21 protein-coding genes and 4 pseudogenes are annotated in these 24528 nt (G+C 68.5%); 7 read left to right on the forward strand and 18 right to left on the reverse strand.

Features of this window, described 5'->3' with window-relative positions:
- Nucleotides 1-2668 (forward strand): RHS repeat-associated core domain-containing protein (locus tag ABCR94_RS37595; RefSeq protein ID WP_347125875.1); only part of this gene is annotated, 2668 nt, incomplete at its 5' end.
- A gap of 365 nt (nt 2669-3033) precedes the next feature.
- Nucleotides 3034-3540: pseudogene (locus ABCR94_RS37600) on the forward strand (transposase); the annotation flags it as partial.
- Between the two features lie 135 nt (nt 3541-3675).
- Here the strand turns inward: ABCR94_RS37600 and ABCR94_RS37605 are convergent.
- Entirely contained in the window at nt 3676-3963 is a 288-nt protein-coding gene (locus ABCR94_RS37605) for an STAS domain-containing protein (protein WP_521978713.1), read from the reverse strand.
- Between the two features lie 116 nt (nt 3964-4079).
- Nucleotides 4080-5070: pseudogene (locus tag ABCR94_RS37610) on the reverse strand (DNA repair ATPase); the annotation flags it as partial.
- Between the two features lie 161 nt (nt 5071-5231).
- On the opposite strand from ABCR94_RS37610, the gene ABCR94_RS37615 reads away from it, so the two are divergent.
- The 4 genes from ABCR94_RS37615 to nhaA (ABCR94_RS37630) all read left to right on the forward strand — a co-directional run bounded on the left by ABCR94_RS37615 (nt 5232) and on the right by nhaA (ABCR94_RS37630) (nt 10210).
- Nucleotides 5232-5384 (forward strand): hypothetical protein, encoded by a 153-nt coding sequence (locus tag ABCR94_RS37615; protein ID WP_347125878.1) that lies wholly within the window; start codon nt 5232-5234, stop codon nt 5382-5384.
- Nucleotides 5385-5665: 281 nt separating this feature from the next.
- A complete protein-coding gene (locus tag ABCR94_RS37620) occupies nt 5666-6727 on the forward strand; it encodes a PucR family transcriptional regulator (RefSeq protein ID WP_347125879.1) in 1062 nt (353 codons plus the stop codon).
- 379 nt (nt 6728-7106) lie between these two features.
- Nucleotides 7107-8642: an alanine/glycine:cation symporter family protein gene (locus ABCR94_RS37625; protein ID WP_347125881.1), complete on the forward strand. Its 1536-nt coding sequence runs from the start codon at nt 7107-7109 to the stop codon at nt 8640-8642.
- 245 nt (nt 8643-8887) lie between these two features.
- Nucleotides 8888-10210 carry a Na+/H+ antiporter NhaA gene (nhaA, locus tag ABCR94_RS37630; RefSeq protein WP_347125882.1) on the forward strand — a complete coding sequence of 441 codons (1323 nt, stop codon included), beginning with the start codon at nt 8888-8890 and terminating at the stop codon, nt 10208-10210.
- Between the two features lie 470 nt (nt 10211-10680).
- Here the strand turns inward: nhaA (ABCR94_RS37630) and ABCR94_RS37635 are convergent, their stop codons facing one another.
- The 3 genes from ABCR94_RS37635 to ABCR94_RS37645 all read right to left on the reverse strand — a co-directional run bounded on the left by ABCR94_RS37635 (nt 10681) and on the right by ABCR94_RS37645 (nt 12752).
- A complete protein-coding gene (locus ABCR94_RS37635; RefSeq protein WP_347125884.1) occupies nt 10681-11739 on the reverse strand; it encodes an SPFH domain-containing protein in 1059 nt (352 codons plus the stop codon).
- A gap of 3 nt (nt 11740-11742) precedes the next feature.
- Nucleotides 11743-12174: an NfeD family protein gene (locus ABCR94_RS37640; protein WP_347125886.1), complete on the reverse strand. Its 432-nt coding sequence runs from the start codon at nt 12172-12174 to the stop codon at nt 11743-11745.
- A gap of 284 nt (nt 12175-12458) precedes the next feature.
- The gene (locus ABCR94_RS37645; RefSeq protein WP_347125887.1) at nt 12459-12752 is read right to left on the reverse strand and encodes a peptidylprolyl isomerase; all 294 of its coding nucleotides are present in this window, start codon (nt 12750-12752) and stop codon (nt 12459-12461) included.
- 7 nt (nt 12753-12759) lie between these two features.
- Here ABCR94_RS37645 and ABCR94_RS37650 point away from each other — a divergent pair.
- A pseudogene (locus ABCR94_RS37650) lies at nt 12760-12989 on the forward strand (ACR3 family arsenite efflux transporter); the annotation flags it as partial.
- 101 nt (nt 12990-13090) lie between these two features.
- Here the strand turns inward: ABCR94_RS37650 and ABCR94_RS37655 are convergent.
- From ABCR94_RS37655 to ABCR94_RS37715, 13 genes and pseudogenes are all read right to left on the reverse strand, one after another.
- On the reverse strand, nt 13091-14659 hold the full coding sequence (locus tag ABCR94_RS37655; protein ID WP_347125889.1) for an ABC transporter permease: 1569 nt from the start codon (nt 14657-14659) through the stop codon (nt 13091-13093).
- A 56-nt stretch (nt 14660-14715) separates the two neighbouring features.
- Entirely contained in the window at nt 14716-15606 is an 891-nt protein-coding gene (locus ABCR94_RS37660; protein ID WP_347125890.1) for an ABC transporter ATP-binding protein, read from the reverse strand.
- 372 nt (nt 15607-15978) lie between these two features.
- The gene (locus ABCR94_RS37665) at nt 15979-16278 is read right to left on the reverse strand and encodes a hypothetical protein (RefSeq protein ID WP_347125892.1); all 300 of its coding nucleotides are present in this window, start codon (nt 16276-16278) and stop codon (nt 15979-15981) included.
- A gap of 56 nt (nt 16279-16334) precedes the next feature.
- Nucleotides 16335-16796 (reverse strand): PGPGW domain-containing protein, encoded by a 462-nt coding sequence (locus tag ABCR94_RS37670; protein ID WP_347125894.1) that lies wholly within the window; start codon nt 16794-16796, stop codon nt 16335-16337.
- Nucleotides 16796-18124, reverse strand: a complete 1329-nt coding sequence (gene nhaA, locus ABCR94_RS37675) for a Na+/H+ antiporter NhaA (RefSeq protein WP_347125896.1) — start codon at nt 18122-18124, stop codon at nt 16796-16798. Before nhaA (ABCR94_RS37675) ends, ABCR94_RS37670 begins: the two co-directional genes overlap by 1 nt.
- A 1268-nt stretch (nt 18125-19392) precedes the next feature.
- A complete protein-coding gene (locus ABCR94_RS37680) occupies nt 19393-20283 on the reverse strand; it encodes an IS3 family transposase (RefSeq protein WP_347125967.1) in 891 nt (296 codons plus the stop codon).
- 23 nt (nt 20284-20306) lie between these two features.
- Complete coding sequence (locus tag ABCR94_RS37685) at nt 20307-20612, reverse strand: transposase (RefSeq protein ID WP_347125897.1); 306 nt, start codon at nt 20610-20612, stop codon at nt 20307-20309.
- 63 nt (nt 20613-20675) lie between these two features.
- Nucleotides 20676-21191, reverse strand: a pseudogene (locus tag ABCR94_RS37690) (ISAzo13 family transposase); the annotation flags it as partial.
- 452 nt (nt 21192-21643) lie between these two features.
- The gene (locus tag ABCR94_RS37695; RefSeq protein ID WP_347125899.1) at nt 21644-21874 is read right to left on the reverse strand and encodes a hypothetical protein; all 231 of its coding nucleotides are present in this window, start codon (nt 21872-21874) and stop codon (nt 21644-21646) included.
- Nucleotides 21875-22054: 180 nt separating this feature from the next.
- Complete coding sequence (locus ABCR94_RS37700; protein ID WP_347125900.1) at nt 22055-22234, reverse strand: hypothetical protein; 180 nt, start codon at nt 22232-22234, stop codon at nt 22055-22057.
- 38 nt (nt 22235-22272) lie between these two features.
- A complete protein-coding gene (locus ABCR94_RS37705) occupies nt 22273-22512 on the reverse strand; it encodes a hypothetical protein (RefSeq protein ID WP_347125901.1) in 240 nt (79 codons plus the stop codon).
- 288 nt (nt 22513-22800) lie between these two features.
- Nucleotides 22801-23055 (reverse strand): ATP-dependent DNA ligase, encoded by a 255-nt coding sequence (locus ABCR94_RS37710; RefSeq protein WP_347125968.1) that lies wholly within the window; start codon nt 23053-23055, stop codon nt 22801-22803.
- Nucleotides 23056-23241: 186 nt separating this feature from the next.
- On the reverse strand, nt 23242-24060 hold the full coding sequence (locus ABCR94_RS37715; RefSeq protein ID WP_347125903.1) for a pentapeptide repeat-containing protein: 819 nt from the start codon (nt 24058-24060) through the stop codon (nt 23242-23244).
- Between the last annotated feature and the right edge of the window lie 468 nt (nt 24061-24528).

A 24528-nucleotide genomic window follows, 5' to 3' on the forward strand; every position in this document is an offset into this window, starting at 1 on the left:
GACCGGGGACGCGGTGCGTTTCTCGAAGAAGGCCGACGGCACGTACACCACGCCGACGGGTTATTCGAAGGACTTGAAGAAGAACGCGGACGGCACGTACACGCTGACGACCCGTAAGTCGGGTGCGAAGGACACGTACAACGAGCACGGCACCCTGACGAAGGTGACCGACCGCAACAACGGCACGATCACCATCAGCCAGCATGATGCGGGCGGCGAGAACAAGGGCTTCAAGCTGACGGAGACGCGTTCGGGCCGGTGGATCGACCTGGTGAAGACCGATGCCTCGCAGTGGCAGGCGAAGGACCACACCGGCCGTAGCGCCGTCTACGACCTCAATCCGGCCGGTGACCTGGCCCGTTCGACGGACACGGCCGGTAAGACGACGGTCTTCGACTACGATTCCTCGCGCCGGCTCACCGGGATCACCACGCCGGAGGGCACCACGACGCAGCTCACCTACGACGAGGAGAACCGGGTCACGTCCCTGCGCCGGCACCACGGGCCGACGTGGACCTACGCCTACTCGGGGGCGTCCCCGTCCGCGGCGGGAACGACGACGGCCACCGACCCGGACGGCGACAAGACCGTTCACACGCACAACGCGGACGGTGAGATCACCAAGGTCACCGACCCGCTCGGTCACAACCGCGCCAGCACGTACAAGGCGCACCTGGTGCAGACGGCGGTCGATGCGATGGGCACCGGGACGGGCGGCACCGGCGGCAACGTCGTCGCCTACGGGTGGGACGCGCGCAACAATCCGTCTTCGGCGAAGCTGCCGACCGGGGCGACGGCGGCAGTCTCGGCGTATCAGACGGTCGCGGGCACCGACCTGCCGAAGGACTTCAGCGCCCCGGACGGGCGCAAGGACACGTTCGCGTACGACGCCAGCGGCAACACCCTGTCATCGACCGCGACAACCGCGAGTGGTGGGGCGGGGACCTCCCTGTCGTACACGTACAACAAGGCATCGCCCACGTGCGGTGGTTTCGAGGGCCAGCGGTGCACGGCCAAGGACCGCAACGACAAGGTCACCTCGTTCACCTACGACGCCAAGGGCAGTCTGTCGAAGGTCAAGCCGCCGGCCCCGCTGGGGGAGACGGCATACACGTATGACGCGCTGGGACGGCCCGAGACGGCCATCGACGGGCGCGGCATCAAAAGCGTCTACATCTACGACAGCCGTGACCGGGTCAAGGAGGTCTCCTCCACCAACCGGACGGTCACTTTCGCCTACGACGGCGACGGCAACCTCACCTACCGCGGCGACGCGTCGGGTATCACCAAGTGGAGCTTCGACAAGCTGAACCGGGAGAGTACGCGCACTCTGCAGAACGGCGTGCAGACGGCGCTGGGGTATGCGCCGGGCGGGGAGGTTGAGCAGTACACCGACCCCAACGGCACGACCGACTACCTCTGGGACGCCGCGGGCCGCCTCGAGCACCTCGCGGACCCGGAGGGCAAGAAGACCACCTTCGAGTACAACAACAACGACAAGCGCACCAAGACCACCTACCCCAGTGGCACCACGCAGAGTGTCACCCTGGACAACTCCGGCCGCCCCACCGCCATCAAGGCAGCCTCCGGGGCGACAACGCTCATCGACCTGAAGTACACCTACGGCTACGGCACGGACGCCAAGACCGACGGCACGAAGATCCGCACGCGCACCGACAACGCGACCAAGCTGACGACGGCGTACAGCTACGACACCCAGAACCGGCTGACGTACGCGCAGGAAGCCGACGCGGCGGGTGTCCGGAAGGCGTCCTGGCGCTACTGCCTGGACAAGGCGGGCAACCTCACCCACCAGGACACGACCGCGGCGACGGCCTGCCCGGCGGCGCCGACGTACACGTACAACGACGCCTCGCAGCTGACCGCGAAGGGCGGCAGCACGACGGGCTGGTCGTATGACAAGGCGGGCAACGAAACGGCCGCCGCGACCACGACGGCCCGGACCAGCGAGGCGTGGGGCGACTTCAGCCAGCTCACTTCGATCACCACCGGGGGCACGGCCCGCGACCTGGTTCACGCGGGCATGACCAATGATGAGCGCACCAAGCTCGGCGACACCTGGTTCCACAACACCGCGCTGGGCCTGGCCGGCTCCACGACGAACGGGGCCGACACCGGATTCATCCGCGAACCAGCGGGCACTCTCAACTCCATGCGCACCGGGGGCAAGAGCTACTACTACCTCACCGACGCGACCGGCAATGTCCTGGGCCTGGTCGACGAAGCGGGCGAGCGCACCCACACCTACGCCTACAGCCCCACGGGGCAGGCACGCACGACCCCGACGGAGAAGATCGCCCAGCCATATCGTTACGCCGGCACGTACGCGGATGCGACGGGGCTGTACAAGATGGGCGCCCGCTACTACGACCCCACCCTGGGCCGCTTCACGCAGCCCGACCCCTCCGGACAGGAAGCCAACCCGTACCTCTACGCCGCCGCCGACCCGGTCAACAACACCGACCCCACAGGCTTGTGGACGGGATTCGACACTGTGGCGACAGCATTCGCAGCGGTCGCCCTAATCACGGCGATTCCAACCGGTGGTGCTTCTCTGGGGGTAGCCGCAGGGATAGGTCTGGCCGTCAGTCAGGCAGCTTTTGTTGGAGCGGTCGCGTGCGGGATTTACGACGACAATGCATGTTGATGTGAAAGACGGATTTGTGTGGGGGTAGAGTCCCGGTCCCCACACAAAACCTAATCCGGAAGGACTCGATGCGTCAGAAAAGAAGCCACACGTCAGCGGTTCTCCTGCTGATCGTCTCCGTAGTAGCTCTAATTATCGTTTCTCCCAACGCTATGGACGTTCCAGGCATCTGGTGGTCCGCGCTAGTGATCGCTTGCCTGTCCCTGGTAGCAATCATCGTTTTGCGAATACAAGGTCGACGTACCCAGTAATTGCCGGGGGTGTCAGAGGGCGGTATGTGAGTCGATGCCCGTTTCGGGGTTGGCGTTGTGATCGAAGGCTTCCGCTGGCGGACTGGGGTGCCGGGAGACGGAGGGGCGTTGGGTCTTCCAGGCCGAGATCACGGGCTCGACCAGAGCCCAACGCTCGTCGGAGCCCTCTCCGTCCACTACCGCCAAGACCAGCCCGTTCTGACCGCGCTCGGCGGCACCCTGGTCACCGCGGCCAGCGTCCAGGACTCGATCGCCGGCATCCACCTGCTCGGCCGGGTCTCCGCCGATCACCCCACGATCCGCAAGACCTGGTTGGACGGCGGCTACCGCAAGCACTTCATCGAGCACGCCGCCACACTCGGCATCGACATGGAAATCACCACGCGCAGGCCCGGGACCAGAGGGTTCACCCCGATCCCCAAACGCTGGGCGGTCGAGCGGACTTATGGATGGCTGATGCTCCACCGCCGCCTGGCCCGCGACTACGAGGCTCTGCCAGCCCGCTCCGAAGCCATGATCCACCTCGCCATGACCGACCTGATGGCCCGCCGCCTCACCGACGAGACGACCATCTCCTGGCGCGACCCGACACCACAGGACGAACACCACATTCAAGAATGAAACATTGGGAAAAAACGACCTCTGAGTTTCACCTGCCGTACCCGGAATTGGTTGCTCTCGCAGATGAGGCAGTAGATCCACGTCTCCCCTATTGAAGCGTTCACCGGCTTTGCCACGTTTTCCTCCCCCGGAACGTCATGAGCCTGTGGTGCCGTGCCCTTCGTCGGCGCTCAGGAGTCGCAGCAGTCCGACCCGGTTGAGCATCATGGCCGCCTGCGGAGGCGCGTGGGTCACGGCCAACCGCGACCCACGCGACCGAGCCGCCCTGAGCCCTGTGAAGAAGGCGCCGGTGCCGTCGGCGCTCAGGTGCTCCACGCCTGACAGGTCGACCTCGAGAATGTTCGGGGAGGTGCCCAGGGCGTCGGCGAGCGTACGGCCCGTGTGCTCGGCGCTGCGCGCGTCGATCCGGCCGCGCAGTCTCACGACTACCGTGCCCGGACGACGCGACCGGCGCGGGCGTGGCAAATGCGGCATCGGGCGGCTCCAGGGCAGGGGATGTCCACTTGCCGACCAGGCTTCCCGGCGCACCTGACAGCAGCTTATGGGTCATCCGTCCGGGCCGCTCCCGGGCGGGCCGCGTGTCGGCCGGGTGGGCACCGGCGAGGCCCAGACCCCTTACCACCGGAGCCGAGACCAACCTCCTCAAGCTGGCAGCCCGGCACGCTCACCGAGCAACAGGCCGCTCGCTGGAACGACATCACATCGGCGTACGTCCGCGACAAGGGCAGCTCGGAAGACGTCTCTCTCGGCCGGGCGGTGGCCACGCTCAACCTGCTCGCCGACCGGGTCGCAGCCGTCGAAACGGCCATCACACGAGCCGCGGACCCCCGCCACCTCCTGAGCCAGTAGTGGTCGTCGATCACGGCGGCCAGCTCATCGTCGTTCATGACGGGGGAGATGCGGGCCACGATCTTGTTCATGTTGCGGTACGAACCCTGAAGTTGGAAGGGCGGTTCGGTGCGGGTGGCTTCGGACTGGGCGGCGGAGGCGAGGTACGCCTTGTTGACGGCCAGGACCGTCTCGCGCGCGGTGAGACGCGAGGCCGCGGTCGAGCTCGGCCGGCGGGTACGGGTGGGTGAGCCGGTCCCGGCGGGCGTAGGGATCCCCGGCGGCGAGGCGTACCAGCAGGTCGAGGTCGGCGCGCTCACGCCCGGCGAGGGGAGCGAGTGCCGGGTGGGAGGTGAGGGCGTTCTCGAAGCTGAGAGCGAAGATGTCCTCCTTGCCGGTCAGGACGTCGCCGAGGTTCCACACGTCGGCGCGGTTGGCGAGCATGTCGGGGACCTGGAAGCGCTGTCCGGACTCGGTGTAGGGGTTTCCCGCCATGCAGACGGCGAAGCGCTTGCTGCGCAGGTCGTGGCCGTTGATCGCGTCGCACAGTGGGATGAACTTCTGGAGCAGTTCCGGTGAGGTGTGCTGGATGTCGTCGAGTTAGAGCAGGGTGTTGTTGCCGGCCGCCAGTGCAAAGTTGATCTTTTCTACTTCCTTGCGGGCGGTGGCGTTCGGTGCTTCCGCCAGGTCGGACGAAGTCAAGCCGGGACGGCCCGGGTTCATCGGGGAAGAGCTTCGCCAGCGTGCGTACGAGTATCCGTGTCAGGCACCAGGAGCCGGCGAGGGAGACGCACAGCAGGGCAGCGCCGAGCAGCCGCAGGAGGGTGCCTGGCATTGCGGTGCGGGCGAGGAGTACGGGCCCGGTGAGACTGAAGAACCAGGAGAGAGTGATCAGCAGCGACGCCGACACCGAGACGGGCACGCCGCCGAGACTGAGCGCGCTCGTGTCCACATCGGCGTCGAAGCTGTCGGAGGCGACGGCCCCGAGCATCACCAGAAGCCGAGGACCACGATGAGGGCCGCGGTGAACACTGCCACGGGGAAGGTGGTGGCGGCATGCAGGAACTCGGGCATGGTTCATCCCCCTTGAACGTTGGTCTGCTTCCGGGACCGGGCAGTGTTGTGGTGTGCCTGCCCCCGGTCCGCTCATGCTGGTAGGGCTGAGTGACTGTCGTATTGCCGTCCACCGGCAATCTTTACGCTCCCTTGATGTCGGTGGACGCCTGTCAGCGCGTACGTGTCACCCTTGAGGCGCGCGCCAGGAAGGCGTCATGGCGGGTCAGGAACGGGGAGGGCCGTGGCGGAGCGGGACATATCCGAGGAACACCTGGAGGGGTACGCCCTGATTCTGAGCGGCGCCTGCGAAACGGGCCGGAGGCTTACCCGGAACGAACTCGCGGCGCTGCGTGCACGGGGCGAGCGGGCAGCGGAGGCCGGCATTGGACTGCGCGCCCTGGTCCGTGCGCATCTCTCCTCCGCTCAAGACGTTCGCCCGACCCTGCGGGGCCGCGCCGCCGACCATTTGCTTGCCGCCGTGGCGCAGGCCGTGGACGCCTTCGCCGAGGGCTACGAACGGGCGCAGCGTCTGGCCGTACGCCAGGAGGAGGCCGCCCGGCGGGAGTTCATCGACGACCTGCTCCACGGGCGCAGCGATCTCGGCCGCCTCGCCGAACGGGCCGAACGCTTCGGCCTGTTGCTGTCCCACGCCCACGCGGTCGCTGTGGCGCAGGGGGACGAGCCGTACGACGACGGTTACCCGGTCACTCGCCGGATCGAGTCGTCCCTCGCGGCCCGCTTCGGAGACCGTCGCATCCTGCTCACCACGAAGAACGGCCGACTGATCTGCGTCGCGCCGGGGGACGAAGCCGATGTGCTCGACTTCTTCGCGAAGCAGGCGTACGCGGCGACCGACGGCGGCCGGGTGGCCATCGGGCGCGCCCATCCCGGCGTCGGCGGAGTTGTCCACTCCTACGAGGAAGCGCTCAACGCTCTCGACCTGGCCGCGCGCATGGGCATGGAGGACTCTGTCCTGCGCGCTTCGGACCTCCTGGTCTACCCGGTGCTCACCCGCGACCGACAGGCGATGGCCGACCTCGTCCACAGCGTGCTCGGGCCCCTCCAGCAGGCCCGCGGGGGAGCGCAGCCGCTCATCGAGACCCTCACCGCGTACTTCGACACGGGCTGCGTGGCAGCCGAGGCCGCCCGGCGGCTGTCCCTGAGCGTACGGGCGATGACCTACCGGCTCGACCGGATCCACAAGCTCACGGGAGCCGACCCGGGTGACCCTGTCCACCGTTACACCCTGCAAACGGCTGTCGTCGGGGCCCGCCTGCTGAATTGGCCGGGTCAGGAACTCTGACGCGGCAGACCGTCCGGGGATCCACCCGGCGCGAGGACACTGGTCCAGGTGGCTGTGTCCGATGAGCGGAGTCTCATAGGCGAATAACGGTCCGGTCACGCTTCCTGTCGGTTTCATTACGACCAACGGTTATGTGATGTGGGTCACTAAAGATCTCGTAAAGCGCGTGGTAGAACTGCGCAACTCCGCATACGGCCCCCACACCGCCGCAGGGCGGAATGCCGACACGCGCCGGCAGCACGACCCGGGTGACCGCGGGCCGAGTCCGCGGGCCGCACGCCCAGGGGCGCCGATCGGACATCGGTGTTCACCCAAAGACCGCACATCATCCGGCGCGACCTCCCACGCGCCGGTCCCCTGCGCCACCGAGGTAGCCAACGTGTCACTCGACTCCTTCACCAAGTCCGTTGACGAAGCCGTCAGCGGCTTTTTCGAGCCCATAGCCAAGTGGCTCGGCGAGGTCGTCTTCTACGCCGTCCCCGTCGGGGGTACGGAAATTCCGCTCATCGTGGCCTGGCTCGTGGTCGCCGGTCTGGTCTTCACCGGCTGGTTCGGGTTCGTGCAGCTGCGCAAGTTCCGGCTCGCCATCGACGTGGTCCGAGGAAAGTATGACGAGAAGGGGTCGGCCGGCGAGGTCAACCACTTCCAGGCGCTGACCGCCGCCGTCTCCGGCACGGTCGGTCTCGGCAACATCGCCGGTGTGGCCGTCGCCGTCTCCATCGGTGGCCCCGGTGCCACCTTCTGGATGATCCTGTGCGGCCTGCTCGGCATGGCCACCAAGTTCGTCGAGGTCACGCTCGGCGTGAAATACCGCGAGGTGCACGCCGACGGCACCGTCTCCGGCGGCCCCATGCACTACCTGCCCAAGGGCCTCGCCGAGCGCTTCGGGAAGAGCGGCAAGACCCTCGGCAAGGTCCTCGGGGTCCTGGCCTCCATCATGATCCTCTTCTTCGGCCTCTTCGGCGGCAACCTCTTCCAGGTCAATCAGAGCTACGCCCAGCTCGTCTCCGTCACCGGCGGCGAGGACGGCGCCATGGGCTCCTCGGCAGGCGCGCTGTTCTTCGGTGTCCTGATCGCCGCGCTCGTCGGTATCGTCCTGCTCGGCGGCATCCGTTCCATCGCCTCCGTCACCAGCCGGCTCGTCCCGGCCATGGCCGCCATCTACATCGCCGCCTGCCTGGTTGTCATCCTCGTGCACGTCACTGAACTCCCCGCGGCCGTCGGCACGATCATCGAGGGCGCCTTCAACCCCGAGGGTGTTGCGGGCGGTGTACTCGGTGCGCTGATCATCGGCTTCAAGCGGGCCGCGTTCTCCAACGAGGCGGGTCTCGGCTCGGCCCCCATCGCGCACTCCGCGGTCAAGACCAAGCACCCCGCCAGCGAGGGCCTGGTGGCCCTGCTGGAGCCGTTCATCGACACCGTCGTCATCTGCACGATGACCGCGCTGACCATCGTCATCGCCAACCCCGCAAGCTGGGGCGAGGCCCGCGCCGGAGACTCGATCGGCGGCGTGACGATCACCTCGGACGCCTTCGCCACGGTGCTTCCCTGGTTCCCGTACATCCTCACGGTCGCGGTGCTGCTCTTCGCCATCTCCACCGTGCTCACCTGGGGCTACTACGGCCTCAAGGCGTGGACGCACCTCTTCGGCCGCAGCAAGGCCAGCGAGCTCACGTACAAGGTGCTCTACACCCTCTTCGCGGTCGCCGGGTCGCTGCTGACACTGCAGACCCTCATCGACATGGCCGACGCGGTGCTGTTCATGCTCGCGGTCATCAACATCATCGGCCTGTACCTGCTCGCCCCGGTCGTCAAGCGCGAACTGAACACCTTCCTGGAGTTCGTCCGTGCCCGTAACGCCGGCGAGACGCCCAAGGCCGACGAAGACCACGAGCCGGCGAAGACCACCATCTGACCTTCCCCGTGGCAGGCTCCTGAGCGGGTCCGTACACACCTCGCGCCTTGGTGTGTACGGACCCGCTTTTTCATGCGTTTCACCAGGTGAAACGGCTCCTGGTCGGACTGTGGAGAACCGGGTACGGGCAAAGAACGCGTCGATGGCCGCCGGAACCGGCGGCACCGGATGCGCCGTGTGCAGGGAAGTCTGCTCGGCGTCCCTGGGGCCCTGGGCCCACAAGTCGATGCCCCGGAGATTCCTTTATGGCTGACGCGCCGCGCGAGCGTTCGCCCTTCCTCGGTCTTCTGCCACTGCCGGAGCGCACGGCTGTGGCCCAGGCGCTGCGAACCGAGACGGTCGGCGGGCTGGTATTGCTCGCTGCGGCCGTGGTGGCGCTGGTGTGGGCGAACACTCCGTGGAGCGGAGCGTACGAACAGCTGCGCGACTTCCACTTCGGCATACCGGCGCTCGGCCTGGATCTCTCGGTGCAGCACTGGGCGGCCGACGGCCTGCTCAGCATCTTCTTCCTGGTCGCGGGCATCGAGCTGAAACGCGAACTGGTCGTGGGCGAGCTGCGAACTCCCGCCACGGCAGCTCTGCCGGTCGTCGCCGCGTTGTGCGGGATGGTCGTGCCTGCCGCGCTGTACGTCGCCACCGTCACGGTCGGCGGGGGTAACAGCCTGAACGGCTGGGCGGTACCGATGGCCGCCGACATCGCCTTTGCGCTCGCCGTCCTCGCGGTTCTCAGCACCCACCTGCCCTCCGCGCTTCGCGCTTTTCTGCTCACCCTCGCCGTGGTCGACGACCTGGGCGCGATCGTCGTCATCGCGATCTTCTTCACCAGCAGTCTGAATTTCGCGGCCCTCGCCGGGGCATTCGCCGGGCTGTTCGTCTTCTACGTCATGCAGCGATACCGCGTGAAGGGCTGGTGGTGGTACGCCCCGCTCGGCATCACGATCTGGGCCCTGATGTACAACGGCGGCGTCCACGCGACTGTCGCCGGAGTGGCGATGGGCCTGATTTTGCGGACCAAGCGCGACAAGAACGAGACCGCGTCACCTGCTGAGCGCACGTCGTACCTCTTGCATCCGGTCTCGGCCGGGATCGCCGTGCCGTTGTTCGCACTCTTCGCCGCAGGCGTGGGTGTCTCGGCCGCGTCCCTGGGCGAGGTTTTCACCCAGCCGGAGCCGCTCGGTGTGGTGATCGGTCTGGTGGTCGGCAAGATTCTGGGGATCTTCGCGGGCACCTACCTGGCTGTCCGCTTCACCCGCGCCCGGCTGAATCCGGACCTCGCCTGGGCCGATGTGTTCGCGCTCGCGGTATCGGCCGGAATCGGCTTCACCGTCGCGCTGCTGATCGGCGAGCTTGCCTTCCCCGACCCGGCCGCCGCCACACAGATCAAGGCCGCCGTCCTCATCGGATCACTGATCGCAGCCGTCTTGGCCGCCCTGCTGCTCAAACGCCGTGACGTGATCTACCGCCGCCTGTACGAGGAGGAAAACCGGGACGACGACGCCGACGGCATCCCCGATGTCTACCAACGGACCAGCGCCGCGCCGACCGGGGAAACGGCCGACGGGCACTGACGTGCAAGGGGAGCGCTGTGCGGCCCGGTCGTGATGACCCTGACACTCGTGGCCGCCACCCTGGTGATCAGAACTGCGCTGGTGGAGATGTGGGAGCCGGACAGCGCGCGCCGGGAGTGAGCCTTCGTCAGCGACGGCCGAGCGATGCGCGTGGGGCTGGTGCCAGCTCTGCTTCTCGGCGTCGTGGGATGGCGGGCCGCCGGATAATGCCGCGAGCGCGTGGGTCGGCCTCACCGGCCTCCTCGTGGCGTAAGTGGATGGATCACCGCCCGTCGGAAGACTGATTCAGCCTCGGAGGCCGAAACGCGTGCCGAAGAGCCGCCGCATGAACGAACGGGGCAGCGGACTTCACGCGGCTTCAAAGCGGGACTTCTTGGGCTCGGTCTGCATGAAGCCCGTGCTGCGCAGGCTCGGTGGTTTTGGTAGCACGGACATGTCCAGTTCTCTGGCCGCCTTTCCGCGGATCAGGTTCACTGTGGCCGATCAGTGGGCTCTCGTCTGTCGTCGGAGAGTAGGCCGAATGGGGTATTGGAGGCGGTGCCGGCCGCGTCGGCGAGGGCCTCTGCGGCGGCTTCCGCGGCCTGCGCCGCGTCGTCGGCGGCCTCTGCTGCCCTGCCGTCCGAGGACTTCTCGCGGGTGGCCGGCGACGGGGGCAGAGTCTGACCGAAGGCCCGGGACACGCCTTCGAGTGCCGAAGTGACCTCGCTGGGGATGACCCAGAAAGTGTTGCCGGGGCCCTGTGCGAGCTGGGGCAGCATCTGCATGTACTGGTAGGCGAGCAGTTTGGGGTCGGGGTCGTTGCGGTGCACGGCCTGGAACACCTCGTCGACGGCGCGGGCCTGGCCCTCGGCCTTGAGGATCTCGGCGGTGCGGTTGCCCTCTGCGCGGAGGACTGCGGACTGCTTGTCGCCTTCGGCGGTGAGGATCTGCGATTGGCGTTGCCCCTCGGCCCCGAGGATCGCTGCCCGCTTGTCCCGCTCGGCCCGCATCTGCTTTTCCATCGCGTCCTTGATGGACTGCGGCGGGTCGATTGCCTTGATCTCCACTCGGTTGACTCTCAGTCCCCACTTCCCGGTGGCCTCGTCCAGGACACCGCGGAGCTGGTTGTTGATCGTGTCGCGGGAGGTGAGCGTCTTTTCCAGATCCATGGATCCGACGACGTTGCGCAGGGTGGTCACGGTGAGCTGCTCGACTCCGTGGAGGAAGTCCGCGATTTCGTAGGCGGCTGCTCGTGGATCGGTGACCTGGAAGTAGAGGACGGTGTCGATCTCGACGACCAGGTTGTCCTCGGTGATGACCGGTTGCGGTTGGAAGGAGACGACCTGTTCCCGCAGGTCGATCAGCGGATAGACCCGGTCAATGTACGGAATGACGAGGTTGAGGCCGGGCTTCAGCGTGCGGCGGTAGCGGCCCAGGCGTTCAACATTGCGGGCGCGGGCCTGTGGCACGATGCGCACCGCCCGCAGCACCGTGAAGACCGCGAGCAGAGCGACGATCACGCCGGCTATGAGTAGCGCCGAGACTTCCATGGCTCACTCCCGGGGATAGACGAACGCGGTGGCGCCACGGATCTCCATGACGTCGACGATCGCACCAGGGGGAATCACCTGTGTCTCGTCGTAACAGCGGGCTGTCCATTCCTCACCCCCGATACGGACCCTGCCATCCAGGCCCGTCACCTCCGAGACAGTGCGGGCGGCCTGGCCCACCAGCGCGTCGACGCCGAACCGTTCGGTCTGAGGGCCGGGCAGACGACGCAGGGCCAGAGGACGCACGAACAGCACACTGACGGTCGCGACGACGGTGAACACCGCGAACTGCAGGGGGAGCGAAAGCCCGAGCGCCGCGGTCCCGGCGGTGGCCAGCGCCGCCACCCCCAGGATTCCTAGCGCGGCGGTGAGGGTGAAAATCTCCGCGACACCCAGGACGGCTCCGGTGACCAGCCAGATCAGCCAAGGATCCATTTGGTCCTCCTCCTGCCCAGCACCGGCGCGCGGCAGCGGTCGACTCTTCCTCTCGGGCTCCCGGTCCATGGGTATGTACCCACAGAACTTTTAGAAGATTTACCCGCATTTATCATCTGAAAACCGAATCGCCCTTATGTGCGGCAAAGCGGGAACGACCGCAGACGGGAGTGCTTGTTCGTGCCCCTGCCATCGCGCAGGCTGCGGGGCTGTCGGCGAAGCCGCATGTGGGCCACGAGCGGCACCTTTGGATGCGATCGGCGCGCCCGCGTGGTGCTCAGTCGCTACCGCTGGCGTTGACGACGGATGCTTTTGCTGCGCGGACCGAGCCCGGTCGCAAGAAGGGCGACGACGTCGTTAGGGATGGCCGGGCCGCTTCCTTCGAGCGTGTCGGCGATCGTCCGCTGGAGGGCGCTGGCCGCACCGATGGCGGCGTCTTGGGTAGCTGCGTCGCCCTGGACGCGGATCTCGTACCAGCCGTAGTGGGCGACGTAGGCGCCGACGAGAAGAAGCAGGCCGCCGTGGCGAACCCGACGGTGATCGACGCGGTGGTGGTGAGTGATCTGGTCCCCGAGCATTGCCAGCCTGATCATCGTCGGCCTCCCCGCGGCATCGCCATGGTCATCATCTGGAACGAGCTGGCCTGCGGCGACCGCGAGGCCGCCGCCGTCCTCGTCGTGCTGAACTCAGTGTTCGCGGTGATCGCGGTGATCGCGTTCTCCCCGCTCGGCTGGTTCTACCTGACCGTGCTGCCCGGCCGGCTCGGCCTCGAGCAGACTGGGCTGGACATCTCCGTGCGGGAGATCGCCCGCTCCGCTGGGCCCGCACCAACGACACGATCATCGTTGCTGGTCGCATCCGGGCAACCGAACGCTTCAGCGAACTCCAGTAGCCCGGACCCACGACCTTCACACGGTCAGGTGCGCAGGTCGCGCAGCTGGTAGCCGACGACGCCAGCGGCTGCGGCGAGCGTGGCGGCGGCCGTCATCAAGAAGACCGCGGGCCAGTTGACGGGGACGCCGGGTACAGCGGCCAGATGCGCGAACGGAGACAGGTGGCCAACCCAAGCCGGCCATCCGGCACTGTCGGCGATGACTTTCAGCAGGAACCCGCCCGCTGCTGGAAGCGATCCGATGACGGTGACCGCGCGCGGAGCCCAGCCCAGCGCGAGTACACCGGCGCCCAGGCACAGAAGCGCGATCGGCAGCACATTCCACGCCCCCGACAGCGCGTCGGTGAGGCCGAGGTCGGCACCGACGGCTTTTGTTCCGCTCCATGTGGCGAGGCCGGCCACGGTGGTGATGACGATGACGCCGCCGAGCGCGGCGGCGATCTCGCCGATGAGTAGCTTCGCTCTGTTGAGGGGCTGGGCGAACAGGAGGGTCAGCCGACGGTCGGATTCGTCGGCGGCGAGCGTGGCGAGTCGGGCCGCGGCGAAGGCTCCTGCCGGGACGGCCAGCAGCGCGAACAGCGTGGCGGCGTATCCCTTCACGGTGCCGAGCCCGGCGAAGCCGGCCTGTGCGGCGAGGTTGGCGAAGCGCGGGTTATCGGCGAGGAAGTCCGTCATGGACAGGGCCAGCACCCCGATGAGCAGGTAGTAGGCGCTGACACCCGCTGACCAGGCGGCCACTGGCCGCAACAGCCGCCGTACCGCGAACGCCTGGACCGAGCCGAGCAGCCACCTACGCGGGGCCCGGCCGGAGGGGGAGGGCAGGTATCCGCCGCGGATGTCACGGCGCCCGGCCGCGGCCGCGGCGCCGGTGGCAAGCACCAGGCAGGCGGCGAACAGGATCACCAGTGGCCACAGCCGGTTTCCGTCATACGGGCGGGACAGTGCCGTCAGACCGAACGGCGACAGCCAGCGCAGCCACCCCAAAGCGGCGACACCGTCCCCGGCCATTTTCAGCAGCATGCTGATGCCGAGGACCGCCACCGCTGCGCCGCTGGCCGAGGATCGCGTCGCGAACACCTGGGCGGCCATAGCGCCCACCGCAGCGAAGAACACACCACACAATGCCAGGCCGGCACTGTGCACTGCGGCGCCGCCCGCAGCCGCACCGGCCGCGATCAGGCCGGCGAACGCGGCCGCGCCCGCAAGGAGGCAGGCCGACACCAGGATGGTGATGTGGCGTGCCACCACGGTGGTGGCCGGCACCCGCCCCGCCAGCAGGACGTCCCACCGGCCGGCGTCTTCCTCACCTCGGGTGATCCGCGTTGCGGCGAGCAGCGCCCAGACCGCGAGCACCACCGCCAATGCCGTCCCCGTGCGCCACACGGCGAACCCGCCGGCGTCATCCAGCGCGATTGGTTCGCCGAACAGGGTGCGGATCGCCGGGTTTCCCGCCAGTGCTTTAAGGGCTGCGGCATCCGCCGGGTCCTTGACGGTGCTGTGGTGGGCGGCCACCGCCACCGCTGACATCCCAGCCACCAGAGCGGCCGTGACGAGCGCGCCGCGCCTGGTCTGGCGCAGAGCCAGAGCCGTCACCGCCCGTCCCGCTCCTGGAGCGGGGTCGGTGCGCTGGGCCGCAGGCTTGAGGGCCGTCACTGCTGCGTCCCGCCGTAGTAGCCGAGAAAGATTTCCTCCAGCGAGGGTTCGCGCACCGCGAGGCTGACCACGTCCGCCGCCGCCAGTTCCTGGAGTGCAGGCCCCGGAGGTCCGGTGAGGGTGAATCGCACGGAGGCAGCGCCGGTCACCTCGACCGCCTCTACCCCGGGCACCTGGGCCAGGTCCGGTGGCGTGCCGTTGAAGTGCGCCGTCACCTCCGTGCGGTGCAGCCGTCGCAACTCCGTCACGGTGGCGACATCGACGAGCCGTCCGGCGCGCAGGATCGCGACCTTGTCGCAGACGGCCTCGACCTCGGCGAGCTGGTGGGAGCTGAGGAACACGCTCTGGCCGTTGTCCCGGGCCTCGCGGACCGCGCGGCGGAACTCGCGTTCCATCAGCGGATCCAGGCCGCTGGTCGGCTCGTCCAGCACGAGCAGAGGCGCCCGGGTGGCGAACGCCGCCACCAGCGCCACCTTCTGCCGGTTACCTGTCGAGTACACCCGGCCCGGTTTGGACAGGTCGAGGTCGAACCGATCGACCAGCTCATCCCGGTAGGAACGGTCGGTGCCGGGGCCCGTGCGCGCCAGCAGCTCAAGCATCTCGGCGCCGGTGAGCTGGGGCCACAACGCGACATCGGCCGGCACGTACGCCAGGCGCCGGTGCGTCACAGCCACGTCGCGCGCGTCGGTGCCGAAGATCGATGCCCGTCCGGAGGTGGGGCGGGCCAGTCCCAGCAGCAGCCGGATGGTGGTGGACTTGCCGGCACCGTTGGGGCCGAGGAAGCCGAACACCTCGCCGGCCGGAACATGCAGATCCAGCCCGTCCAGAGCCAGGACGCGGCCATAGCGTTTGGTCAGGGATTCCGTACGGAAAGCGGGCGAGACCATGCGGGCCTCCAGAATCGGCACGGCGGGCACAAGGCCCCTAATCGCCGACCAGACTTCCCGGCACACCGATGGTGAAGATACTCGCGCCGAATCACGCCGGACAAGACGCAGGACCAAAACGGGTCCGGTCTCTGCGGTGCGGATAGGTCCGCGATTGCTAGCGCGGCGGCCGGCTGCCCCGCCGAGCCGTCCAGCGTCGCCGCACCCAGTCACCTGCCTCGCCCACCGCGACCAGGACAGCAGCGGAAGTCGCGCACCCACCAAGCGGTGCGGGGCCCGCGAGAGCGGTGCCCGCGAGCCAGAGGATGCCGGTAAGGACCGCCCACCAGCCGATGACGGACCCTGCCGAAGCCCACGAGAGCGCCTTCGAAGTCACCGGGCGCCGCTCTTGGCTGTGCCGAGTCGGGCCAGTCCGGCCAGTAGGCATCCGGGCACCGCGACGATCCCGGCGAGAGCGGTCAAGGCCAGACCCACCTGCCGGGAGGCCCCGGCCAGGCGCGGAATCGCCTTCAGGGGCGCTACGGCGTGGAGGGCGAGGAGGGCCCAGCCGTGGGCGCGTACCGGCGTGAGCCGGGCACGCATACGGTCCGGTGCCCAGCCGGACGCCATCGCCATCCCGGCGGGCAGGAAGGTGAGGGAGAAGAGGGTCAGGCCGGTCCACTGCCAGATCATCGTCGTGGCACTCCTGTCGGGGGTGTCGGGGCATGCAAGCGATGCCGAGCGGGGTTCTACCGCCGGGCGGCGAGGGCCATGACGAGGCCAGTGACGAGCAGGGCCAGGCCGGTGATGAGTACGGGGGTGCCGGGCCCGGGCAGGAAATACATCGCCACCCCGGCCACGGTGAGAGGCGCGCCGACGGCTGCCATCACTCTTCCGATCCGTCCCGACATCCGCTGCTCCTTGCACGGGCGGGTTGCGGGGGCCGCCGGGGTGTCGCGGCCGGTGAGGAAGGCGGTGAGTGCCCCGATGAGCAGGGCCCAGGCGGCCGCAGCCCAGCCGTAGCGGGATCCGCCGATCAAGACCGTGGCCGCGGCGGCCGTCGCACCGGCCGCCATCGCCCGGGGGCGGGTGGCGAACGCCCACTGGCGCCGGGCACTGCCGGGGTGCCGGAGCTCGGTGAGCGCGGTGCGGATGACCAGGGCGGCAATGACAATGACCGGTGCCAGCGGTGACGCGTCCCCACCGGCCATCAGGCGTGCTTCCCGTCCGCGCCCGCTGCGGTGCCCTCGGTCTTCGCCGTCTGGTAGATGTCGGGGATGCCGTCGTCGTCGGCGTCGAGGTTCTCCGCCTCGTACAGGCGCCGGTAGACGGCGTTGCGCCGGCGCAGCAGGATCGCGGCGAGGACAGCCGCGACCAGCGAGGCCACCAGGACGGCGGCCTTGACGGCGGCCTTGACGTGCTCGCCGGTCCCGGTGCCCGGGAAGGCTAGCTCCCCGATAAGCAGGGCGACGGTGAACCCGATCCCGGCCAGCACCGAAAGGCCCAGGACATCGGCCCAGGCGAGGTCGGGGTTGAGCTGGGCGCGGGTGAAGCGGGCCGCCAGATACGTTCCGGCGAAGATCCCCAGCGTCTTGCCGGCCACCAGGCCGATCACCACGCCAAGAGGCTCCGGGTCGGTGAACACCGCGCCTAGAGCCGGGCCGGAAACACTCATCCCCGCCGCGAAGAGCGCGAACAGCGGAACAGCGATGCCCGCGGAGAACGGGTGCACCAGGTGCGCGACCCGCGAGGCGGGCGAAACGTCCTCGCCCACGTCGCGGGTCGTGCGCAGGATCAGGCCCATGGCTACGCCGGCGACGGTTGCGTGGACACCGCCGTTGTACATTAGCGCCCATATCGCCACACCGAGCGGCACGTACCACCACCAGCCGCGTACGCGCAGCCGCTGGAGCAGGTAGAAGAGCACCAGGCCCGCGATAGCTCCGGCGAGTGCCCACAGGTTCAGGTCGGAGGTGAAGAACACCGCGATGATCAGGATCGCGCCGAGGTCGTCGACCACGGCGAGGGTGAGGAGGAAGGCGCGCAGTGCGGCGGGCAGGTGCGTGGACAGCACCGCCAGGACCGCGAGGGCAAAGGCGATGTCGGTGGCCATCGGGACCGCCCAGCCCGCGCTGCTGCCGCCGCCCGCCGCGGTGGTGGCCAGGTAGAGGGCGGCGGGTACGGCCATCCCGCACAATGCCGCGACGACGGGCAGCGCGGCGGTGGCCGGGGTGCGCAGCTCTCCGACGACCAGCTCGCGTTTCAGCTCGATTCCGGCCACGAGGAAGAACACGGCCAGCAGCCCGTCGGCGGTCCAGTGCCCCACGGACAGGTCCAGGCCGAGGGCCGGTATCCCGAAGTGGAAGTCGCGTACAGCCGTGTAGGCCCCGCTCCACGGGCTGTTCGCCCAGATCAGTGCGAGGACCGCAGCGCCGAGGAGGACCAGGCCGCCGACGGTCTCGGTGCGCAGGGCCCGGCTGATCGCCTGCCGTTCGGGAAGCGGCAGCAGACCGAGAAAGGGGGAGCGGGTGCCGGCCATGGCAGTGGTCCTCCGGGAGTGTCGACGAAAGAGGGCACACTGCCCCCAGGACGCCGACCAGACTTCCCGGCACACCGCGCGCCAGCTCTTGACGCGTTCCTTACACCGTATCCACCAGGTAGCAGGCTGTCTTCCCCACGCCCCTACGAGTGATCACATCGATGTCAGGTCGTGATCATCCTTGGCGGTAGGCCCAGCACGAGGCGGCGATGGCCGCCAGGATCAGCGCCCCGGCGGCGATCAGCTCAGGCCGCTCGCCCGGCATGGACTGCACCGGCCATGTGTGGCGAGGGCAGGAAACCCTCCGAGTTCGGAGGCGGAAGCAGGCAGTCCTCGCCCGAACACGGGCAGGTCACGGTGGTCAAGAGATCGAGCCACCCGTCCCAACCTGCGCGCCACCATAGGGTTTTAGGGCCTTTGTCGCAGTCGGCGAAAGTGTGGAGTCTGACCATGTTCTGAGTGCTGCGAAGCAGGTCGCTGAGGTGCAGCCCGCACGCGCAGGGACGGTTCCGGTAGGCGGTCCAGGCGCTGCAGCCAGGACCCGTGTTGCCGAGGATCTTCGCCACCCGCTGGACGCCGCCGACCTTGCGGATGATCCGGCGGGTGAATTCAGCGTATTGCGCGCCGCACCTCCAGCAGCGCCGCCCGCCGCTGTACGGCCGGCCCCCGCCGGGCCCCCAACCGACACCACCGAAGGCGGGTGGCCGACCGAGAGGATTGCCCCGGGCCCGGCCAGCCACGGGGTGCAGTTCCTCTTCCACGCCCTGCACGACTGCTGGATGCTCACGGGCCAGCGGGGCTACTCCCTGCCCATCGCGGATGTCCGCACGATGACCGCCTCCGACACCCGCCGTCGAGGCATGTTCAGCCTGCATCGGCGACGGCCCGGCCACCACCAACTCCACAGCGCACTGGACCACGCCCGCGGCGCTCCAGGCTCCAGAAGCACGGCCCCCTCAGCCCGATCTGGCGAAGCGCCACCGGCGAGGAAGCCGCTGCGCCTGGTCGCGCTCATGAACGGACGACCCGAGCGCGACGGGTGACATCCCGGGCCCCACGGATGCGCTCCAGGACAAGGCACCTTACGAGGCGCTCTGCGAGGTGCCTGGGTGGCCCAGTTGATGGTCGCGATCTGTCGCTTGAGGGTTCGTCGGATACGGGTGGGGGATTGGCCTCTGCGTTGCTGCGGGGGAGTCGGGGTTTCGGCCAGATATGAAGCGCTTACTCGAACAGGGTGAAGTTCCCCCCGCGGGCTGGACAGCGGGTGTTTACGCTGCTGGGGCGAGGTTCTGCCTGAGCAGGGATCTCGTTGCGAGCGGGGTGACGTATCCGTAGTCGGGGTGTCGGCGGAGCCGGCTGCGGTTGTACTCAACCTCGATGTAGCGGAAAACGTCGGCCCGGGCCGCCTCGCGAGTCTCCCAGACAGCCGTCCCGATCTCCGCTTTCAGGAGAGCGAACCAGCTTTCCGCAGCGGCGTTATCGTAACAAGAGCCAACGCGTCCCATCGACTGCCTCATCCGCAACTCGCGTATCTCGGTGCGGAATTCGTCACTCGTGTATTCACTGCCACGATCCGTGTGCATGATGCACCGGTGCTCCAGGCCGCCACGTCCGGCCGCCATCCGCAGGGCAGCGACCGGCAGCTCGGCACGATGGTGGTCAGCCATCGCCCAGCCGATTACCTCCCGCGTCGCGAGATCGATACAGGTCGCCAGATACAACTTCCCTTCCAGCGTCATGAGTTCGGTCATGTCGCCGACCATGCGCATACCGGGCCGGGGCGCGGTGAAGTCCCGGCCGATCAGGTCGAGGGCGAACACCGCCCGCTTCGCCTGCCGGGTCAGGCCGCCTCTCCGGCGGCGGGTGATCCCGACGATCCGGTGCTTGCGCATCAGCCGCTCGACCTTCTTGGAGTTCACCACCCGCCCGGCCCGCCGCAGGGCGGCGTGGACCCGCGGGGCCCCGTAGGCGCCGCGCGAGCCGGCATGCAGCACCCGTATCTCGCCCACCAGCACCTCCTCGTTCCGCTCCCGCACCGCGCGACCCGGCCCTGACGCCATGCGCGCGTAGTAGGCGGAGCGGGGCACTCCCAGCACACGGCACAGAAACGAAACGCTGTGACCTGCGGGATTACCCTCCGAAGCCTTCTCCGCATCGATGAAGTGGCACCGTGCCGCGGTGTCTACTTCATCTTGTTCTGAGCGAAGAAGGCGGTCGCTTTTCCCAGGACCTCGATCGTCGCCTCCTGTTCGCGGACCTTCCGCCGCAACCGGACCAGTTCCTCACGCTCCGCAGTGGCCAAAGCCCCGGCGGGCCCCTCGCCGCGGTCGATCTTCGCCTGCTTCACCCACCCGCGCAGCCCCTCCGGGCTCACGCCCAGATCCCTCGCGACCTCGGTGACCGTCTTCTCCGAGGACAACGCCAAGGCAACCGCGTCCCGCTTGAACTCGGCCGTATACCGCTTACTCGTATTGCTCTTCTTGCTCACTACCTGTGACTGCTTCCTCCGGGACCATCCGTCCCAGTATCAAGCTGTCCAGCTCACAGGGGGAACTTCATAGATCCCGTAGGGGACGGCTTTGCCCAGTTGCGGATCGGCGAAGTCATGGACGCCCACACGCACCGGATCACCTTCTGTCCGCCACTGGCAGCCGCTGTTCTTGAAATCTCCGACGAGTTCCTTCTTCTTGGTGTCCACGCTGATCACCGGCTGCCCGGCATCCCGGTGTCCGCGGGCCTGCTCGTTGAGATAGCAAAACTGGGCATCCCGGTCGCCGTGCTGGCCGCCCTCCAGGGTCTTGGCGTTCGCCTGCAAACTGAAGCCCTCCTCCCGCAGCAAGTCGGCGACGGTGTCGGCACTGACCTGGTGCCCGGCCCGGGTCAGCTCCCGGGCCAGGGCGCGGGTCGACTTCAGCGTCCACCGCAGTGGCGACATCGGGTCTCCGCGCTCGTCCGGCTCGACCAGTGCCAGCAGGGCCGGACGCAGTCCCGGGTCGAGATCCGCGACCCGTTTGCGCCCTCCGCCTGGCCTCCGCACCCGGCCCAGCGGCCCCTCGCCGGCCCCAAGTGTCGGCGTCCGCACTTACGCGGCCAGTGAGGTACAGCGATACGTCCCCACCCTGAAGGTGATCGTGCGCAGGTCGTGAAGCCGGGGCCACCCGACTCCCCAGGGGCCGGGAAACGACGATCCGGCAAGTGCGCCCCACGGGCGTCGCTGCGCGATGGGGCTACGCCCCACCCGGGGCCGACCGCCTTCTCCCGGGGCTGGCTGGCTATCGGCCAGCCCCGGCCATACGGCGACCAAAGCAGCCCAAGGACGTTCGCGCGTACCGGGCTGGCCACACAAGTCCGTACACCGACAGCCGGTAGGTCGTTGAGCGGGATGTGGGTGGGTGCACCTGCCCGTTCCCCGGCGGCAGCGGCGTTGGCCCGATGGCCCGGCTCGTGACGGAAGCCGAGCGGGAGGGCCTCTCGCAGCTTCGCCGGGGCCGTGCGGGGACCTTCCGTGGTGGATGCCGCTCAGTCCCGGGCAAGCGTCCTGTCCGACGTTCGAGACGAGTGTGGCGGCTCCCGGCCCAGGTCCTGATTGAGCTGGTGCCGCAGCAGCAGAAGAGCGTCGGTGTCAGCGACTTGGGCGAGCCGTTCGAGCAGGACCCGGATACGGGAGTCGTCTCCGGCGCGAACGGCCTCGGCGATGCCGCCGATGATTCGGCGCACGGAGGCAGGTACGGGGTCTGTGTCGGTGTTCATACCTGCTGTTACCTGCGCGCCCGGTGGTCCGGACTCACTCGTTGGGGTGGGGGCTGCCGGACCGGTGGGGACCAACCATTGACCGGCCGGTCCGGCAGCCTCGGTGTGGCCGGGCAGGCGTCCGAGGCTGCCGGCCTTGGCGTGGGGCGAGGGCGAGGGGTGCCGTCGCATCACGCCGGTCTATCGGTCCGGCCATGGAGTGTGACCGGCCAGGTGTCTCCATTCGGGGTCGTGCTGGCCGGGTACCAGGCGTCCGGCAGCGGACCACTGTGTGGTCAGGGCCGTGTAGATCGGCTCGGGGTCGGGTGAGCGGACCGATTCGTCGGAGCTCTCGATGCCCGGCACGGGCTGCAGGGTCATCGTGGTCATGCAGGACTAACGGCTCAGTGCCACTTCGGTCACCCTCGGGTGCTGCGGCGCTCGCGCAGGGCGGCGCGGGCCTGGGTGTCGTCGATCAGGAGTGAGAACTCCTCGTAGGCGATGCGCCGGACATCTGCTGTGGTGACGGGCTCGCCGCTGGTGCTGCGTGCGTGGGCCAGTTCGGCGGCGCCCAGGGCCAGCAGCCGTTCGCGTTCGGCATCGTCGTGGCCCTCGCTGGAGAGGGCGGACAGGACTTGGCGCCAGATTCCCGAACTCATCGGTTCCCGTCCCGTAGCGCGGGGATGGACACCTGCCCGGCGCTACGATGGTGGTGTATCAACTCGCCGTGTGTGTGGGGAATCCGTCCCGGCCGCGCTGTCACAGCGCCATGTCCAGGGCGTCCAGGACGAGCCTGGTCTCCTCGGCGGTAGCGGCGGACCAGCCGACGATGCCAGCAGCGGTTGGGGGCACTGGCGACGACGTCGCGGTCCAGGAGGTCCGGGGCCCGCCCGGCGGCCGGGCCGGTGATTGTCGTGACCACTTTCCTGCGGCGGACCCGGCCCGCTTCAGGTCGGCTTCTCCTTCGTCCCGTCTGGATGGAAAGCATAGATTTCCCCGTCCAGCACCGTCCCGGGTGCGAGCACCTGGCGCAGCGTGGCCGCGATCTCGGGAAAGCGCTCGGTGACGACAGTCCCGGCCCGCGACTGGAGCACCAGACGGTCCGGGTAGCGCAGAGCCACCGTGCGCCAGCCGTCGAGCTTGATCGAGTTTTGCCACCGTCCGGCCGGCTCTCCGAGGCCGGGAACGGCAGACCGCCACAGGCCGCATCACCTCCACCGGGACCGGCAGCGGAAAACGAAAGGCCGAAGAGGGACTCATCTCGTCACCGTGCCTGGCCTCGGCAGCACCGGGCGGGGGCACGCCGTCGCCAGGGCGCGCCTTCACCCCTCTACCTGTTTCCGAACCTTGGTCCGGGGGTTGAAACGACGGTTTTGCCCCCATGGGCACTATGGAACTGGGGGCAGCCATGCGGAAGCAAGGACGACCGTCATAGGAACAGGAGTGCCGACGGCAGCGAGAAGCCCATTGGGAACCGGACCCACCGCGTCTCCGAAGGACACCGTGCCGCCGGAGAACGTCGCGCGGTCGAAGTCCACCGTGCCGCCGGAGAAGACCGTGCCGCGGAAGGACACCGTGCCGCCGGAGAAGACCGCTCGGCCGAAGTCCATGCTGCCGTCGATGGTGACGCGGGTGAGGTTGAGGTCGCAGCCCTGCCAGGAGCGGTGGGTTCCCTGGGGGCGTCGGTAGTGGTCGCCGATGAGGCGCAGGATCGTGTGCCGGACCTTGCGAAGGGCCAGGCAGCGGTGGTGTTCCTCCTGATGGGTCGGGCCGTTGCCGTGGTCGGGGGTGAAGGGGAGTTGGAGGTAGGCGCACAGAACGTCGATGCAGGCCTGGCGCAGGTCTTGTGTGGGGGCGTCGTCGGCGAGGCCGGCCAGGGCGTGGACGCCGCCGAGCCGGACTGCGGGTGAGCCGGATCCGAGTTCGTCGACGGCTTGGGAGAAGCGCTCGGTGTGCAGCCGGGTGGCTTCGCGGTGGGCGCCGGCCTCATCGATGCGCTGGCGGCGGTAGGAAACGACCAGGGCGACGAGCGCGCCGGTCCCGGCGACCACCCCGAAGGAGATTTTCACCAGGACGAAGAGTGTTTTGGCGTCGAGCTTGGCGGTGGTGCCGATGTCCTTGAAGTCGAGCAGCACCACCAGCCCGTAGAAGATGCCGCCCGCGACCAGGACCGCGGCGGCGAAAGTGCGGCCCAGTGTCCGCCGCAACTCCCGACCGTTCGGGGCTGCTCGCGGCCTTCGATTGGCTGTCATGTCGCTGAAGACAAGGCTTGGAAGTCAGCGGTTGCAGCCACCCCAATAAGTCAGCTTTTATGTTGGCTTAGTGACCGTTTCCGCCTCCCTGGTCGAATGGGGCACCTCGTCCTCGCCTACCGGCCGGCCTCGGGCATTGGCTCTCCGGTTGGATGAGCCGCTGCATCAGGGTGAACCCGCCGCCGTGCGGACTGTCTCGGTCCACTCGTGGCCGTTCGGGCAGAGCAGGAGAGCATCAGAGGCCCACCGGACGGTCGCGACCAGGTCCCGATCGGCGCCGCAGATCGGGCAGCAAATCGTACGGACCGCCGCCAACGGCGGCTCGGTCTCCCATGTGGCGTCCAGAGCCAGCTCGGCATACAGGCGCTCCGCCTCCGCCTCCGGGCCGTGGACGCTGATCGACCCGCCCCCTCGTGGTGGTCC

The organism is Streptomyces changchenzhani (assembly GCF_039766235.1).
Classification (GTDB): domain Bacteria; phylum Actinomycetota; class Actinomycetes; order Streptomycetales; family Streptomycetaceae; genus Streptomyces.